At 66.7% G+C, this 15,712-nt stretch carries 17 protein-coding genes and 1 pseudogene; 12 read left to right on the top strand and 6 right to left on the bottom strand.

Annotated elements, in window-relative coordinates; all coding sequences use genetic code 11:
• Positions 1-127 precede the first annotated feature (127 nt).
• Genes FMM79_RS21880 through FMM79_RS09645 form a run of 5 tightly spaced genes read left to right on the top strand, consistent with a single transcriptional unit; the run spans position 128 to position 3,916 of the window.
• Complete coding sequence (locus FMM79_RS21880; RefSeq protein WP_240339087.1) at positions 128-424, top strand: acyl-CoA dehydrogenase family protein; 297 nt, start codon at positions 128-130, stop codon at positions 422-424.
• Positions 421-963: an acyl-CoA dehydrogenase family protein gene (locus FMM79_RS21885; RefSeq protein WP_240339088.1), complete on the top strand. Its 543-nt coding sequence runs from the start codon at positions 421-423 to the stop codon at positions 961-963. Before FMM79_RS21880 ends, FMM79_RS21885 begins: the two co-directional genes overlap by 4 nt.
• Positions 964-993: 30 nt before the next feature.
• Positions 994-1,875 carry a CoA ester lyase gene (locus FMM79_RS09635; RefSeq protein ID WP_148627293.1) on the top strand — a complete coding sequence of 294 codons (882 nt, stop codon included), beginning with the start codon at positions 994-996 and terminating at the stop codon, positions 1,873-1,875.
• The gene (locus tag FMM79_RS09640) at positions 1,872-3,143 is read left to right on the top strand and encodes an acetyl-CoA hydrolase/transferase family protein (RefSeq protein ID WP_148627294.1); all 1,272 of its coding nucleotides are present in this window, start codon (positions 1,872-1,874) and stop codon (positions 3,141-3,143) included. Before FMM79_RS09635 ends, FMM79_RS09640 begins: the two co-directional genes overlap by 4 nt.
• Positions 3,144-3,145: 2 nt before the next feature.
• Complete coding sequence (locus FMM79_RS09645; protein WP_148627295.1) at positions 3,146-3,916, top strand: enoyl-CoA hydratase/isomerase family protein; 771 nt, start codon at positions 3,146-3,148, stop codon at positions 3,914-3,916.
• Positions 3,917-3,929: 13 nt separating this feature from the next.
• On the opposite strand, the gene FMM79_RS21390 is transcribed toward FMM79_RS09645, so the two are convergent.
• Complete coding sequence (locus tag FMM79_RS21390) at positions 3,930-4,403, bottom strand: MarR family winged helix-turn-helix transcriptional regulator (RefSeq protein WP_162528473.1); 474 nt, start codon at positions 4,401-4,403, stop codon at positions 3,930-3,932.
• A gap of 285 nt (positions 4,404-4,688) precedes the next feature.
• On the opposite strand from FMM79_RS21390, the gene FMM79_RS09655 reads away from it, so the two are divergent.
• The 4 genes from FMM79_RS09655 (at position 4,689) to FMM79_RS09665 (ending at position 7,755) form a co-directional block, all read left to right on the top strand.
• Positions 4,689-5,573, top strand: a complete 885-nt coding sequence (locus tag FMM79_RS09655; RefSeq protein ID WP_240339097.1) for an SMP-30/gluconolactonase/LRE family protein — start codon at positions 4,689-4,691, stop codon at positions 5,571-5,573.
• 315 nt (positions 5,574-5,888) lie between these two features.
• Complete coding sequence (locus FMM79_RS21890; protein ID WP_240339089.1) at positions 5,889-6,365, top strand: hydantoinase B/oxoprolinase family protein; 477 nt, start codon at positions 5,889-5,891, stop codon at positions 6,363-6,365.
• A 52-nt stretch (positions 6,366-6,417) separates the two neighbouring features.
• Positions 6,418-6,774 (top strand): hypothetical protein, encoded by a 357-nt coding sequence (locus FMM79_RS21895; RefSeq protein ID WP_240339090.1) that lies wholly within the window; start codon positions 6,418-6,420, stop codon positions 6,772-6,774.
• 300 nt (positions 6,775-7,074) lie between these two features.
• Complete coding sequence (locus FMM79_RS09665; RefSeq protein ID WP_148627298.1) at positions 7,075-7,755, top strand: SDR family oxidoreductase; 681 nt, start codon at positions 7,075-7,077, stop codon at positions 7,753-7,755.
• Between the two features lie 143 nt (positions 7,756-7,898).
• On the opposite strand, the gene FMM79_RS09670 is transcribed toward FMM79_RS09665, so the two are convergent.
• Both FMM79_RS09670 and FMM79_RS21900 read right to left on the bottom strand, forming a co-directional pair.
• Complete coding sequence (locus FMM79_RS09670; protein WP_148627299.1) at positions 7,899-8,201, bottom strand: hypothetical protein; 303 nt, start codon at positions 8,199-8,201, stop codon at positions 7,899-7,901.
• Positions 8,201-8,344: pseudogene (locus tag FMM79_RS21900) on the bottom strand (response regulator); the annotation flags it as partial. The pseudogene FMM79_RS21900 and the gene FMM79_RS09670, both read right to left, overlap by 1 nt.
• 395 nt (positions 8,345-8,739) lie before the next feature.
• Between FMM79_RS21900 and FMM79_RS09680 the strand changes: the two are divergent.
• Entirely contained in the window at positions 8,740-8,970 is a 231-nt protein-coding gene (locus FMM79_RS09680) for a hypothetical protein (RefSeq protein ID WP_148627300.1), read from the top strand.
• A 135-nt stretch (positions 8,971-9,105) separates the two neighbouring features.
• On the opposite strand, the gene FMM79_RS09685 is transcribed toward FMM79_RS09680, so the two are convergent.
• Positions 9,106-10,530 carry an MFS transporter gene (locus FMM79_RS09685; protein ID WP_148627301.1) on the bottom strand — a complete coding sequence of 475 codons (1,425 nt, stop codon included), beginning with the start codon at positions 10,528-10,530 and terminating at the stop codon, positions 9,106-9,108.
• Positions 10,531-10,791: 261 nt separating this feature from the next.
• Here FMM79_RS09685 and FMM79_RS09690 point away from each other — a divergent pair, with 261 nt between their 5' ends.
• A complete protein-coding gene (locus FMM79_RS09690) occupies positions 10,792-11,718 on the top strand; it encodes a LysR family transcriptional regulator (RefSeq protein ID WP_162528474.1) in 927 nt (308 codons plus the stop codon).
• 12 nt (positions 11,719-11,730) lie between these two features.
• Here the strand turns inward: FMM79_RS09690 and FMM79_RS09695 are convergent, their stop codons facing one another.
• Together FMM79_RS09695 and FMM79_RS09700 are read right to left on the bottom strand one after the other, a co-directional pair.
• Entirely contained in the window at positions 11,731-13,908 is a 2,178-nt protein-coding gene (locus FMM79_RS09695; protein ID WP_148627303.1) for a xanthine dehydrogenase family protein molybdopterin-binding subunit, read from the bottom strand.
• Positions 13,905-14,351 carry a (2Fe-2S)-binding protein gene (locus FMM79_RS09700; protein WP_148627304.1) on the bottom strand — a complete coding sequence of 149 codons (447 nt, stop codon included), beginning with the start codon at positions 14,349-14,351 and terminating at the stop codon, positions 13,905-13,907. Before FMM79_RS09700 ends, FMM79_RS09695 begins: the two co-directional genes overlap by 4 nt.
• A 138-nt stretch (positions 14,352-14,489) precedes the next feature.
• Here FMM79_RS09700 and FMM79_RS09705 point away from each other — a divergent pair, with 138 nt between their 5' ends.
• A complete protein-coding gene (locus FMM79_RS09705) occupies positions 14,490-15,695 on the top strand; it encodes an FAD-dependent monooxygenase (RefSeq protein WP_162528475.1) in 1,206 nt (401 codons plus the stop codon).
• The last annotated feature ends 17 nt before the right edge of the window (positions 15,696-15,712 follow it).

Raw genomic sequence — 15,712 nt, forward strand, 5'->3', positions numbered from 1 at the left:
CTCGCACCGATTTGGATCGCCCGAGCGAATATGCGTGGGCCTCGATTTGCGACTTTCGGCTTGTTTGCTAGCCCCATTGTGCATTTCGGGGCGAAGGCGCGCGATGGAACGGGGCAAGGCACGGGCAATGGATTTCACGTTCTCGGCGGACCAACAGGAAATCCGGGACACGATCCTGAAAGGCTGCGCCGCCTATGATGACGACTACTGGCTGGAGCGCGACCGCGAGAGCACCTTCCCCGAGCACTTCTACCGCACCATGGCGGACGAGGGATGGCTGGGTATCGCCATGCCCGTGGAGTACGGCGGGGCAGGCCTTGGCATCACCGAGGCCTCAATCATGATGCAGGCCATCGCGGAATCAGGGGCTGGCATGACTGCGCCTCCTCGATCCACATCAACATCTTTGGGCTTCAGCCGATGATCCTGTTTGGCACGAAGGAGCAGTGCGCGCGCCATATCCCGCGCATCATCTCGGGCGAGGACAAGGCCTGCTTCGGTGTGACCGAGCCCAACGCCGGGCTCAATCCTGAACGCGCGCTGCTCGCGGCCGAGACCGTCGGGCTGGGCCGCGCCGCGATCCGCCGCGCCAGCGACTATGCGCGCGAGCGCGTCGTATTCGACCGTCCGATTGGCCAGAACCAGGCGATCCAGCATCCGCTGGCCAAGTGCTGGGCCCAGCTCGAGGCGGCGAACCTGATGACGATGAAGGCGGCGAGCCTGTTCGATGCCGGCGCGGAGTGCGGGGTAGAGGCCAACACGGCCAAGTATCTTGCCGGGGAATTCGCCTTCGAGGCTTGCCACACCGCTATGCTGACGATGGGCGGCATGGGGCACGCGCAGGAATACCATGTCGAGCGTTACCTGCGCGAAGTGCTGATCCCGCGCACCGCGCCGGTCAGCCCGCACATGATCCTCAGCTTTCTCGCCGAAAAGGTTCTGGAACAACCGTGTTCCTATTAAGCTGTATCGAAAAAGAGGCGGAGAGAGACCATGCCTAAGACCATGCCCATGCGTTCCTGGCTGTTCGCGCCGGGCGATGCGGCGCGCAAGATGGAGAAGTGTGCGGACAGCGCAGCCGACATCGCGCTGCTCGATCTGGAAGATGCCGTGACGGTGGAGCAGAAGCCCGCGGCCCGCACTCTGGTGCGCGAGTTCCTGCAAGGCCGCGGGGATGACCACGCACGCCTCTGGGTGCGCATCAACCCGGTTGACGGACCCTTCGCGGTCGAGGATCTGGCCGCCGTCATGCCGGGGCGCCCCGGCGGGATCATGCTGCCCAAGGCGCGCGGGCGCGGCGATGTCGAACAGCTCGACCATTACCTGACCGCGCTCGAGGCCGCGAACGGGATCGAACAGGGCACCACGAAGGTCATTGCGCTCGTCACCGAGGCCGCCGAGGCGATGTTCACGACCGGCGACTATGCCGGCGCGCCGCGCCTTGTCGGCATGACTTGGGGTGCCGAAGATCTCGCCGATGCGCTCGGCGCCAGCACCAACCGCGACGCGGATGGTGATTATGCTTTCACGTACAAGCTCGCGCGCAGCCTGTGCCTGATCGGGGCAGCCAGCGCGGGAGTCCTCCCCATCGAGACCATCCACGGCGATTTCCGCGACCTCGACGGCCTGCGCGCGCGCGCCGAAAAGGTCCGTGCCGAGGGCTATCGCGGGATGCTCGCCATCCACCCGGCGCAGGTCGATATCATCAACGCGGCCTTCACACCGAGCGAGCAGGAGATTGCCGAGGCGCAGGAAATCGTGGCGATCTTTGCAGCGAACCCGGGGGTTGGGGCCATCGGCTATAAGGGCGGCATGCTCGACCGGCCCTACCTGGCCCGCGCGGAAACCGTGCTGCGCCTGGCAGGCCGCGCATGAGCGTCACCGTTTCGCCCGACGACCTTGACCTCGCGCGCTACCTGCGGCGCGGCGACAGCATCGTTATCGGCCAGGCCTGCGGCGAGCCGACCACGCTGGTCGAGGCGCTGCTGGAGCAGGCCAGCGCCATAGGCGATCTGAAGGTCTTTATCGCGACCAGCTTTTCCGGTCTGTTCCGGCCTGAACGCAGCCAGGGCATCGCGCTTTCCAGCATGGGCGCCATCGGGGCTCTTCGTGCGATGAGCAAGGCTAACCGCCTCTCGGTCATCCCGGTCCATGTCGGTCAGGTCGGCGCGCTGATTGCCTCGGGCGTGATCGGCTGCGACGTGGCCATGCTGCAACTGAGCACGCCGGACGAACATGGCCTTCACAGCTGCGGGCTCATTGCCGACCATGTGCGCGCGGCGGCTGACAGGGCGCGGGTGGTCCTTGCCGAAGTCAACGCGCAGGTTCCCTTCACGGCGGGCGAGGCGATCCCTGCGGCCGAGATTGACGTTGCTGTGCCAGTTGCGCGCACGCCGGTTGAGGTCGCGCCTGCCGCGATCACCGAGACCGACCGCGCCATCGCGGGGCATGCCGCGAAGTACATCCGCGACGGCGCGGTTATCCAGACCGGCGTGGGCGCGATCCCTGATGCGATCCTGCGCCAGCTGACCGACCGGCGAGATCTGGGCGTCCATTCGGGCATGCTGGGTGATGGTCTCGTCGACCTGATCGAAGCGGGGGTTGTCACCAACGCGCGCAAGGCGATCGACCGGGGCATCTCGGTCAACGGCGCGCTGATCGGGACCGAGCGGCTCTACCGCTGGGCGCATCGTAACCCGGCCCTGCGCATGTGCGCGGGCACCTATACCCACGCCGATGCCGTGCTCGCGCAGATCGAGGGGCTGGTCTCGATCAATTCTGCCCTGGAAGTGGACCTGACCGGACAGGTCAACGCCGAGCAGAGCGGGCCGAGCTATCTCGGCGGAACCGGGGGGCAGGTCGATTTCGTGCGCGCGGGCGCGCGTTCGCCGAGGGGCCATTCGCTGATGGTCTTGCCGGCCACCGCGCGGGGCGGCACGATCAGCCGGATTACGGCGAACCTCTCGGGCCCGGTGACCACCGCGCGCAGTGAAGTCGACGTGATCGTAACCGAGTTCGGTGCCGCAGAGCTGAAAGGCCAGCCGCTTGCCGAACGGGCACGGCGGCTCTGCGCCATTGCCCACCCCGATTTTCGCGAGGACCTCGAACGTGAGGCCTACGCCACGTGCCAGAGAGGTTTCTGACGATGTCCGATGCGGTCACCCTGACCAGCCCCGAGCCGGGGATTGCCCTCATCACGATCAATCGCCCCGAGCAGCGCAACGCGCTTTCGGCCGAGGTGCGGGCCGGGCTCTACGCGGCCTGGGATGCCTTCGAAGCGACCCCGGACTACCGCATCGCGATCCTCACCGGCGCGGGCGAAAAGGCTTTTTGCGCCGGCGGAGATCTCAAGGAAATGGTCGAGACCGGGCTCCAGGTGCCTCCGCGCGACATGTTCCCGGTGCCCTACGATACGGTGCAGCTGAGCAAGCCGACCATCGCGGCGGTCAACGGCGTGGCCTTCGCGGGCGGCTGGATGATTGCGCAGGGCTGCGATCTGTGCGTGGCGAGCCGGGCCGCGCGATTTGCGATCACCGAGGTCAAGGTCGGGCGCAGTTCGCCCTGGGCCGCGCCTCTTATTCACATGATCCCCCAGCGCATCATGATGGAGATCATCCTGACCGGAAAGCCGATCGACGCGCAGCGGGCCTACGAGATCGGCCTCGTCAACCGCCTCGCCGAGCCCGGGGAAACGCTGGATGTCGCGCTCGAACTCGCGCGCGAGGTGCTGCAGGGCGCGCCGCAATCGGTCCGCGCGGGACGCGAAACGGTGATGCTGGCCACGCAGATGGGCCGCAGCGCCGCGCTGGAAGCCGCGCGCCACGCCTCAGAATGGACCTACCGCTGCGAGGATGCGCAGGAGGGCCCACGTGCTTTTGCCGAGAAGCGCGCGCCCGTCTGGACGTCCTTCGACTGAAAGTAGGAGGGCGTCAGCCCTTCGTTTCTCCCTCCACAGGTGGCGCGAGATTGGCATGGAGGCGGTCGAGCAATGCGATCATCGTGGTCATTTCGTCCAGGTCGAAGTCGCGCCAGGCGGCCTCCTCGGCGCGCGCGGCGATCCGGTCCAGCTCACGGGTGATGTCGTGACCCGCCTTGGTCATGTGGATCGCCTGGACCCGGCGGTCCTGCTCTTGGCGGCGGCGTTCGACCAGATTTTCGGCCACCAGCCGGTCGACGATCCGCCCTGCCGAGGCATCGGAAATCTCCAGTTTCTGCGCAATCCCCCTTTGGGCAATGCCCTCGTCCTGCGCGACCGCGACGAGCGCACCCCATTGCGAACGGGTGACGCCCAGGTCAGCAACCATCTCGTCGAAGCGGGCGCGCAGCAGGCGGGCAAGCACGGTGATCCGCACCGATGCCGTGCGGCGCGGGTCCTCGAAATCCTTGAGCGGTGTACCGTCCAATTCCCTCTCCTTGCGCATCGATGCTTGCGCTTGTCCCGCAAACGCGCGCAATCCGCAATGTCGAGCCTGTGGGAAGGACGATTTCCTAGGGCCATTGCCCTCGGGGGCACCGATTCCGGGGGCCAAGGGGCGATGGCCCCTTGAAGCTGTTTTTACCTGTTTACATGATCTCTTCAGGCCCGATTTCACCGCGAAGGCGATGCCCGGGACCTGCGCTTGACCCGGGCTAGGGGCAGGCAGAGGGATGGGCCGTTGCCGCAAGCAAGGGAGGGCTTCGTGAACACCATGCGCTGCTGTTGGGAGGTGCCCGGAGCTCATCTTCAGGCGCCGGTCTGGCTGGATGGGGCGAACATGCTCGTGCTGGTCGACCGGGCGCAAGGGACATTACGCTACTTCGCGCCGGAGAGCGGTGAGAGCGGCGAGATTGCAGTGCCAGGGCAGCCTGGCTTTGCAGTGCCAACGCAGGAGGGAAGCCTCCTTGTCGGGACCGCGCGGGAACTGCTGGTTCTGGACCGTGAGGGAAGCGCCGCACGAGAGTTCCTTCTCGAACCCGGCGCGCAGCAGACAGGCCTTGTCCATGTCGATGCGCGCGGGCGCGTATGGTTCACTATGGAGGCTGCGGGGGAGGCGGCAGGGCATGGGCAGGGCAAGGGCGTGGCCGGACAGGCCGGGCTGGTGCGTTACCATGACGAACGGCTGGTGCGCATGGTCTTCGACATGCCGCAGGCAGGGGGAATGGTGCTCGATCCCGAGGCGCGCGAGCTGCTGCTGGCCGATGGCGGGGCCTACCGCGTGCGTCGTTACCGCGTCAGTCGGGCCGGGAGCCTCTGGGAGGAGGCGACATTCCTCGATCTGGCGGGGGATGCCCTACGTCCCGCAGCGCTTGCGCGCGACAGCGAAGGCGGCGTGTGGGTGAGCTTTGCAGACTGCGGGCTCCTGCATCGTTACGCCGCGGATGGAACGCTGAGCGCGCAGGTGGACGTGCCCGGAGAGGAGATCACGGGGCTCGGGTTTGGAGGAGGCGGGGCGGAGATCCTCTACATCTGTGCCCGCACCGCACAGGGTGCCGCGCTCTACGCGCAAGATCTTGCCATACCGGGGCCGGCTTCCTGCGCGGTGCGTACCGGCCATGCGGATATCGGCCTGATTACTGACGACGACCACCACTGATCCTGGGCGCCTCTGCGCTATCGGCACAGTACCTTGCGTATCCTGTCGAGAAGCCCAGCGCCTGTGCACCCTAGCCTGCGAACGAACGTCAGGGCGCGAACCCGAGCCGGAGAGGAGCCCTTGGCCAGTTCGCGCGGCTAGGTGATGGTCCAGCTTGCTTTCGAAATCGCCGAGGTGGTCTGCGTGGCGCTCTCGGGGATCGTGTCCGCCTGCGCGCAGTGCAGGTCTACAAGATCGGCATGCCCAATGCCGTGATCGGATGTGATGCGGCGGGGCAGATGTACATGGACCAGGGTGCCGATTGCCGTTCGATGGATGTCTCAGCGGTCGCTGGGCTCGGCAGCTGGAGGCTGCCCTTCCAGCCTGGGCAACCTCTTGCTAGGCCAGGCCGAGGATGCGGAAAGCCCTTCCCCCGTGCTCAACATCGCGCGTGAGCTGACCACCGACACGGGCGGGGCATTTCAGTGGCGGGGGATGCCAGGCAGCTGCAACGTCAAGCAGGTCCTGCAACCGATGATGGCGGCGGCCTGCATGCAGAGCCACGACCATCCGGTCAGCGGCATGGGCGGCGGCGATCCGCGATCGCCCTATGTCAATCGCTTCGAGGTCGGTTCGCCCAACGAACCATGCACCTTGCTGGCCGATGCTCCCGGCGGGCGCGGTCATGGCCTACCAGCACGGCGGCGAGCAAGGGCGTCAATCCGGCCGGGCTCACCATGCTGGCCTATGGTGGCAACGGTCCGGCCTTCGCTGCAATCCAGGCAGCGGAACTGGGCCTTGCGCGGGTGCTGATCCCACTGTCAACGAGGAGCGTTCGCTCATCGCGCCGGTCGAGGATCTTGCGATGGAACGGCTGCGCGCGCTTTGCGAGGTCTTGGCGGCATGTGCGCGGAAAAGCCTTCAGGCCGCCGGTTTCGCGGAGGACGAGAGCACCGCCTCCTGGCAGCTCAACATGCGTTATCCGGGCCAGAACTTCGCGCTCACTTTCGATGTCGCACATGGCGCGCTCAGCGGTCTTGTGTGGCTGGACCGGGACCTTGGGCAGAAGGCGCTGGCGCTGTTCAACGCCCGTCACACCCAGGAATACGGCCATATCCGCGAGCATGAACTGCCCGAGGTGGCCGGCGCACGCCCGTGCAGGCGGCAGCCGGCCACGCGCTTGATCCCGACTGCGCGCAGGGGCAGCAGGGCACTTTCATGAGCTTTGGCGATGGCGCCCACCACTGTCCCAGCTGGCTGGTGGCGCATCATGAGACGCGCATCTTCATCGATCGCCTGCTGCGCGTACCCGGTGCCGCGATGGTGGAGCCGCCCGAGATGCTCTGGAACGCCCTCCCAGGAGCTACGAACTGCGCAATACACAGGTGCGTTGCACGCCCCGATCCAAGGGCGATATCGGCGCTGCGATACGCCTGACGCTTGTGTCCGGTCCTCCGCCATGGCTACCACGAGGGCAGACGTGGAGCGCCATTCGGCGCCAGGCAGACTGGGAGAAAAGCAGATGGTAGGCAGATATATCGTCACCGGCGGCTTCGGCGTGCTGGGCCGCGCCGTATGTGCCCAGCTTCGCAGTGAAGGCCACCGTGTCGGCGTGATCGACATGGCGCCTTGCCCTGACGGCTACGAAGGTCCCGCCGAGGGCGGTATCGATCTTGCCGAGGCAGCAGTGGTCGGGCCAGCCGTGGCGCGAATGGTCACGCAACTGGGCGGGCTCGATGGTCTTGTCAATGTCGCAGGGGGCTTCGTGTGGGAGCCGTTGGGGCCGGGCTCTCCGGCGACGTTCGAGCGGATGTACCGGACCAACCTGCACACCGCCACGACGACCAGCGAGGCGGTACTGGAGATGCTCGCGCCGGGCGGGGCCATCGTCAACATTGGCGCGGCGGCGGCCCGCGATGCGGGCGAGGGCATGGGCGCCTATGCGGCATCGAAGGCCGGGGTCATGGCGCTGACGCAGGCGCTCGCCGCGCAGCTGCGGCCCCGGGGCATCCGTGTGAACGCGGTCCTTCCCACGGTCCTCGATACCCCCACCAACCGCGCGGACATGCCCGGTGCCGATCCCGGGGACTGGATTGCTCCTGCCGCCGCGGCGCAGGTCATTGCCTGGCTGCTTTCGCCTGCGGCATCTTGCGTTACCGGAGAGGGAATCGCGCTCTCGATGGGGCAGGGCAAAGGCGAGTGAAGAAGGTAAGCAGGACCGATATTCAAGGGGCCATCGCCTCTTGACCCCAAGACGGGCAACCTCACCATTTCAAGCCCAGCTGGCGCGCGAAAGGTGAGGCGTCCAGTTTGGGGAGCCCGAGGGCGATGGCCCTCGGATATATCTTACTGAAATCCTTTAGTCCTCTTCAGGAAAGATGAGGGTGACGCACAAGCCGGGTGGAGAGAAAACAGGAGCAGCTTGCCATGTTCGACCTGTACGCTTTCGGCAGTCGTGGCCAGCGCGCCGCCAAGGACGCGGTCGTTGCCGGTGCGCACCACGCGCGTGACGATGACCGCGCCGATCAGGGCGAGGGCGATGGCGACGCCCGCCATCGTGGCGTTCAGCGCCAGCAGCAGGCGGCTGCGCAGGGCAGGCGTGCGCGGCTCGGCGGCGGCGCCGGTTTTGCTCAGCGGCTCAGCGGGCATCGAGCATTTAGCCGATCCCGCGCTTTCAATTCCTCGGGCGCGAAGGGTTTGCGCAGGTAGTCGTCGGCGGCCAGGTCCAGTCCGCGCACCCTGTCGTCCAGCCCATCGCGCGCAGTCAGCATCGGCACGGGTACGCGCGCGCCGCGGTAGCGCCCCGTTTCAAGGAAATCTTCTCCTATGCGAATGCTGAAATGCGGTTGTGCGCTCGTTGCGATTGTGGCGGCGCGCCCGGCTCTCGCCCAGACCGTCACCCTGGCTGCACCCAGGAGACGCTCGCCGACCTGGTGCGCCGTCAGGCCGGCGAGATTGCCGATCTGCGTGCACGGGTCGAACAGCTGGAAGGTCGTCGGGCTGCCAGTACCTCCGACGAGGCCCCGGATTCGGTCATTGTCGTGTCGGCGCAGGAGAAGGACAGTGGCCTGGGCGCGAACGCGCGCGTCGTTACGCTTCCCTTTGCACCACAGCTTATCACGCCGACCATGGTCGAGCGGGACATCGTGCGGGCGCAGGCGGCAAAGGACGCCGGTGTCACCACCGAATGGGGGCGGGCGTCATCGAGCTCACCACCCGCTACGAGCAGGTCTCGTTCTGTAATCTCCCCGCCCCGGCCGACGGCTGGTCCGAGACGCTGGACGCCAACCGGTATCTCAACAGCTTCACGCGCATTCAGCTCAACGCCATCTACTGGGCCGTGACCGACGCGCTGCCCGGCTATGCCGGCACCGACACGGGTGAGGCGCTAGCCGCGCGCTTTGGCGTTACATTCTGAAACACGGCTATCGCCTGTTGAACACGGGTCTTTCAGAACATTGACAGGCGAGGGGCCCTCTTGACCTAATCGCGTTCAGGTCAGGGAGCCCCACCCGTGTTTCGACGCCCACCTGCTCATGTCCGACTTTCCGCTTCAACCGGCTGCCGCGGCGGCCGTCCCCTCACTGTCGAGGCCGACGTCCTGCGCGGCAAGCGGCGTTTCGGCCACGGTTTCGACAAGGTCGGGCTCGGTCAGATTGTAGCCGCGCAGCAGAAATATGCTGAGCAGCGGCGCCAGGGCGGGAATAATCGCAAAGCAGATGCGGATCGCAAAGACCGCGCTCGTGCTCTGGGCCTGCGCGGCACCCGTGCTCGAGGCGGCGTAGCCCATGGCCGTGAGGGTTGCGCCCATGATCATCAGGCCGCCCGCGTTCGAGATCTTGTCGACGAAGCTCATGAAGCCCGAGAAGGCGCCCTCGCGCCGCTGGCCCGAACAGATGAAGTCGTAGCGCACGGCGTCGGTCAGCATCGAGGCGGCCAGAAGCACAACCCCGCTCATCGCTGCGCCGATCACGGTGGTACGAATGCCCAGTACGATAATGGTTTCCTGCGGGCCGGCCAGAGCCCAGCTCAGCACCGCCAAGCCGTAGATGGCGAGCGCGGCGATATAGGCGTTCTTCTTGTCGAAACGGCGCGAAATGCGCAGCCAGGCGGGCAGGGCAAGGATGTTGCCCGCAGTCAGAAAGACATAGAACAGCCCCAGCCAGGCGTCGCTCCGCGCGAGGACGTAGCGGGTGAAGTAGGCGTTGGATACGCTCGCCGTCGCCACGCCCACCATGAATACGATGTGCACAAAGACCATGATGCGAAAGGGCTGGTTGCCCCAGGCAATGCGCAGCTGGTCTGTGAAGCGGCCCGGATGGTTGGCCTCGGCGTTGGTGGCCCGTGCGCGCAGCAGCAAGGGAATCGAGCCGAGCGCGAGTGCGCCGATGAGGCCGGCCAGAACCCAGCCCATGGCGGCGTGCCCCGCCCGGTCCGCACCCCAGCTCTCAAGCAGCCAGGAGGGCACAGAGGAGCCCAGGATCTGGCCGACGAAGCTGCCGTAGGTCTTCCAGGCAAGGATGCTGGAGCGGGCGTGGTAGTCATCGCTCACCTCCACGATCATCGCCGTGCTGGGCACAGTGTAGAGCGAGAAGGCTGTGCCGTGGAGCGCCAGCATGACGCCGATCCAGACCAGCAGCAGCGGCTGGCTCTCCCAGGAGGGGGCGGCGAAGATGCCGACAATGGAAAGCGGCATCAGAAGCCCTGCGGCCAACAGGAAGGGCACGCGCCGTCCCCAGCGGGTGCGCGCGCGGTCGCTGGCGTAACCGGCAAGAGGATCGACGAAGCCATCGTAGATCTTCACCAGCGCGAAGAGCGTGGCCGCGATCCCCGCCGAAATCGCGAGGTTGTCGGTCAGGAAGCGCAGCACCAGCACTGCGATGACCTGGTTGGCCGCCATCATTGCCGCCCCGCCGATGGCAAAGCCCAAAACGACCGAGCGCTGCGTTCCGGCCAGCTGGCCTCCTGCCTGTTTCATCGCGTTCCCCCTCGATGTGTGGGCGCGCGCATAAGGCCCTTGCAGGGGCACTGCCGCCGTGCGCGCTCTGGGGGAAAAGGAAGACACAGGAGGCCGGGGAATGCCACTGGGCCTAGTTTCGCTGCAGGCTCTTCCAGGTGCGCTGCAATTCCGCAAATTAACTATTAAAAACAATAAAATGATTGGGAATTTTAACTTCGCAAGGCACGAGATCGACGACAGTTACTAGCAGATATGCCGGCAAGGCATAAAGGGGGAAGCATGGACACGCGCAAGTTCGATTACTTCATTTCCGTCGCGGAAACGGGCAGCTTTTCGCAAGCCGCCGTCAGCCTGCGCCTGTCACAGCCTCTGCTCAGCCGGCAGGTGCGCAACCTCGAAGAGGAGCTGGGCCTGCCGCTGTTCTACCGCAACGGGCGCGGCGCCACCCTGACCGAGGCGGGGCGCTGCCTGCTCAAGAATGCGCGCAACGTGCGCGAGGCGATCGATGCAACGTACAGCGAGCTTAGCCAGCTGCGCAACCTCCTGGCCGGGACGGCCGCGATCGGCATGCCCACTAGCGTGGGGCGGGCACTCAGCGTCCCTCTTGCCCAGCACTTCAGTTCCGAACTGCCCAACGTGAAGCTGCACCTGGTCGAGGGATTGTCCAGCGACATTGCCGAGCGGGTCCAGCAGGGAAGGCTGGATGTTGCGATCCTCTATTCGCCGATCCGCAGCCAGAACATGCTGTGCGATCCGGTGGTGGAAGAGCAGCTGGTGCTGGTCAGCAAGCGGGGCCGCGGGCCGGCGGGTCCTGTCTCCTTCGAGGATGTGACCCAGCTTCCTCTCATCATGACCGGCCCGCACCAGCAGTTGCGCCGCGATCTGGAGAAGGCCGCTCGGGCGCGCGAAGCCGAACTCCAGATCGCGGTCGAGATCGACGCGCTGGGATCGATCCTTGAACTGGTCGAGGAGGGGCTGGGCCATGCCATCCTGCCGCCTGCGGCGCTTTTGCGCGACGAGGGAATGGAGCGCTTCGATGTCGTCCGCATCGACAGCGGTCTTGTGCGCCGCACGCTTTACGTGGCGACCGGCCCGCAGCGTTCCGACGCGGTGCCCAGCCACAAGTTGGCGAGCCTGGTGAAGGAGAAGCTGCTGGGCCTCACCGGCCGCAACACCTGGCAGATCGTGGAGAGCCGCAGCGTCTGACGCGGCGTGCGGTCAGGTGGAGGCAAAGACCGGAAGGCGTGAGACCGGCGCCATGCCCATCCGCTCCAGAGCATTGATGACGGCAGGCGCTCCGGGAACCGAGCCGGGCTCGCCGATGCCGGAAGGTCGTGTTCCGCTCTCGACCATGTGGACCTCGATGCGGCGGGGCATCTCGTTCATGCGCAGGAGGCGGTAGCCGTCAAAATTGCTTTGCCGCGCCGCGCCGTTATCAAGGTTGATCTCGCCGTAGAGCGCGCTCGAAAGGCCAAAGCCGGTGCCACCTTCGACTTGCGCGCGCACGGTGTCAGGATTGACGGCAAGACCGCAGTCCACCGCGCTGACGATGCGCTCGATGCGAAAATCCTCCGGGCTGCCGCTGAGCTCCGCGACCTGCGCAACGCAGCTGCCTTCCGAGCGGTGGACGGCCACGCCGCGGGTGATGCCACGCGGCGGCGGGGTGTCCCAATTCGCGGCCTTGGCGGCCACGCGCAGCACCTGTGCCTGGCGCGGCTCGGCGCCCAGCAGGGCCAGGCGGAATGCCACGGGGTCGGCCCCGGCGGCGCGCGCCAGCCGGTCAACGAAGATCTCCTTGGCAACGCCCGTATGATTGTTCGAAATCGAGCGATAGGTGACGACAGGAACCTTCGCGTCTGCATGGAAGAAGCGCAGGCGCGAGTGGGGGTGGTCGTAGAGGTCGTGAAAATTGCCTTCCAGTGCGGTGATGTCGCGGTAGGGCGCCTTGGGATATGGGCTGTTGCCGGTGACCGATTGGCCCGCCAGACGCATGTCGAGCGCGAGCAGGCGTCCTTGTGCATCAAGTCCTCCTTGCATCGCGTAGACCATCAGCGGGCGGTAATGCCCGCCGCGCATGTCGTCCTCGCGCGTCCAGGTGAGCTTGATCGGGTAGGGTGCGCGCGCGGCCTTCAGGAGCTGCGCGAACTCGACCACCCAGTCGCCCGTGAACCCGGCGCGGCGCCCGAAGCTCCCGCCGGCGGGAACGGTTTCCAATTCGACGGCTTCGGCTTCGAGACCCAGGATCGCGGCGACCTGCGCGCGGTTGTCGGCCTGGGTCTGGAAGCCGCCGCGCAGTTTGCAGCGTGTTCCGTCAAACTGGCCGAGCAGCGCAAGCGGTTCCATCGCGGCGTGGGCGAGGTAGGGGAAGGTGAACTCGGCCTCCACGCGCGTGGCCGCGCGCGCCAGCATCGTCGCGGGATCGCCGCGCATGTCGTCCCAGCTGGGCGGCTGCTGGTCCATGGCGGCGCGGTGGTCGCGCGCGATCTGGGCGTCGCTGCGCGTCTCGCCCTCCCCGTCGGACCAGGTGAGGGTGAGCGCGTCGCGCGCGCGCAGGGCATGCCAAGTCGTGCGCGCGATGACCGCGATGCCGGAGGGGATCTCTACCACGGCCTCGACTCCGGGCATGGCGCCCGCGGCAGCGGTATCAGCGTGCAGCAGGCGCGCTCCGAAGCGGGAGCTACGCGCGATGACCGCGTGGCGCATGTCCTGCCAGGCCCCGTCGATGCCGTACTTCGTGGCGCCTGTTACCTTGCCGGGCATATCGGTGCGCGGGGTGTCGCGCCCCAGCAGGCGCCAGGCTGCGCGAGGTTTCAGGGCAACTTCATGGGGCACCTCCTCGTGTGCGGCGGCCTGCGCGAAATCACCCAGCGTGGCGGTGCGCGCGCCGTGGCTCAGCACGCCGTCTTTCAGGGTTATGGCATTTGCGTGCACGCCCCAGCTGCGCGCCGCAGCGGCGAGCACCATGGCGCGGGCGACCGCACCTGCGCGCCGCAATTCGTCCCAGCTGTTGGCAAGCGAGGTCGAGCCGCCGGTCGCCTGGCGCTGGAACATGTGGTTGGCGTAGGCCGTGTTGCTGACCGGTGCGCCTGTAACGCGGACCTTCGTCCAGTTGGCGTCGAGCTCTTCGGCCACCAGCGAGGCAAGCCCGCTCCAGGTGCCCTGGCCCATGTCGAGATGTTTGGAGAAGACCGTGACCGTTCCATCGGGCGCGATTTCGAGGAAACGGCGGACCAGCTCGTCGCCCGGCACCTGGTCGGCACGGAACAGGCTGTCGCCGAAGGGATGATCCTGGCGGTGGATCTCGCGCGTTCGCGCGGCTTTCGGGATAAGCCCCAGAAGCAGGCCGCTGCTCGCCATAACCACGAAGGTGCGCCGGGAAGTGGTGAGGGACGTCATGTCGCTGCGTCCAGCACGGCGGCGCGGATGCGCAAATATGTAGCGCAGCGGCACAGGTTGCCGCTCATCACCGCCTCGACGGTCTCGGCATCGCCATAGCCTGCCTCCAGCAGCGCGATGGCGGTCATGATCTGGCCGGGTTGGCAGTACCCGCACTGGGCAACCTGGTGGCGCAGCCAGGCGTCCTGTACCTTTTGCGCGGTGGCGCCGGTGACGCCCTCGATTGTGACGATGGAGCGGCCCGCGGCTTCTTCCAGCGACACTCTGCACGCGCGCGCGGCCTCGCCGTCCATATGGACCGTGCAGGCACCGCAGTGGCCCGCGCCGCAGCCGAACTTGGTGCCGGTAAGCCCGGCCAGATCGCGCATCGCCCAGAGCAGAGGCATGTCGCCTTCGGCCTCGAGCCTTGTGAGAGTTCCGTTGATGGTAAGTGTGATGGCCATGCTGAGAGCAGCATGCGTGGGGGAGGGCTGGCCGGTCAAATCGGGAATGGCGCCAGGAAAAGCATAACTGGAATGATTTGCCTTGCCTGGGGCAGGCTTACACCTTGGCGGTGTAGCGAGGTCTTTCAGGGGGACAAGATGGCAGCGAACGGGGCCGGAAGAGCGGGCGCGCAGGATGCCGACATCCTTATCATCGGGGGCGGCATTGCGGGGCTGACGGCGGCGCTGGGCCTGATCCGGCAAGGCCGCAAGGTGCGCCTTTTCGAGCAGGCCGACGCGTTTGGCGATGTCGGGGCGGGGATCACGCTCAGCCAGCCCGCCAGCCGGGGCCTGTTCTCGCTGGGCCTGCGCGAGGCCATTGAGGCTGCGGCCGACATTCCGGTGCGCGCAGGCGGAGCAGACTGGCGCACTGGCGAGCGGCTGGGCGGTCCTGACCAGATGGCGATTGCGCGCGAGCGCGGCGACATTCCCTATTTCTACCAGCTCCACCGCGCGGACATGCACGCGATCCTGGCCGATGCGGTGGCCGTCGCCGATCCCGAGGCGATCACGCTTGGCGCGCAGATGACCCGACTGGAGCAGGACCAGGTCGGAGTTACCGCCCACTTTGCCGACGGTTCGTGTGCGCGCGCCCCGATCCTGGCGGGCGCGGACGGCATCAATTCGCGCGTGCGCGCCGAGCTTTTCGGCGAGGAGAACCCGCGCTTCACCGGGCAGGTGGCCTACCGCTTCCTGATCCCGTTCGAGGACGTCAGCCACCACATGCATCTGGGCCCTTCCGTCAATTACCTCGGGCCCAACCGGCAGGTGCTGGTCTACCGCATCCGCCATGGAGCGGTGGTCAACGGCGTGGCCTTCGTGAAGACCGACAGCTGGACCGGCGAGGGCTGGTCGACCCCGGCTGATGTCGAGGAACTGCTGGAAAAGTTCGAGGGCTGGAATGCGGACGTGCGCGGCCTCATCGCCAGCGCCCCGCGCGAGGGCACGCGCAAGTGGGCGCTGTTCGACCGTGATCCGCTGCCGCAATGGACGGTGGGCCGGGTAACGCTGATGGGCGATGCCGCGCATCCGATGCTGCCCTTCCTGGGGTTGGGCGCGGCGATGGGGATCGAGGATGCGGTGGTCTTCGCGCGCAGCCTGAGCGAAACGGCGGACCCGGTCGCTGCGCTCCAGCGCTATGAGGCGACGCGGCGTGAACGTGCGAACTGGGTGCTCCTGGCCTCGCGCAAGCAGGGCGAGATCAACCAGTCGGGCGATACCTCGCGGCGTGGAAAGCCCGATCCCCGGCACGAAACGCTGATGACCTACGATCCGGCCACGACCGAGATCGCGACCTTTGCTTGAGGCTCGCGCCGCTGGAG

The sequence above is a fragment of the Novosphingobium sp. BW1 genome (assembly GCF_008107685.1).
Classification (GTDB): Bacteria; Pseudomonadota; Alphaproteobacteria; order Sphingomonadales; family Sphingomonadaceae; genus Novosphingobium.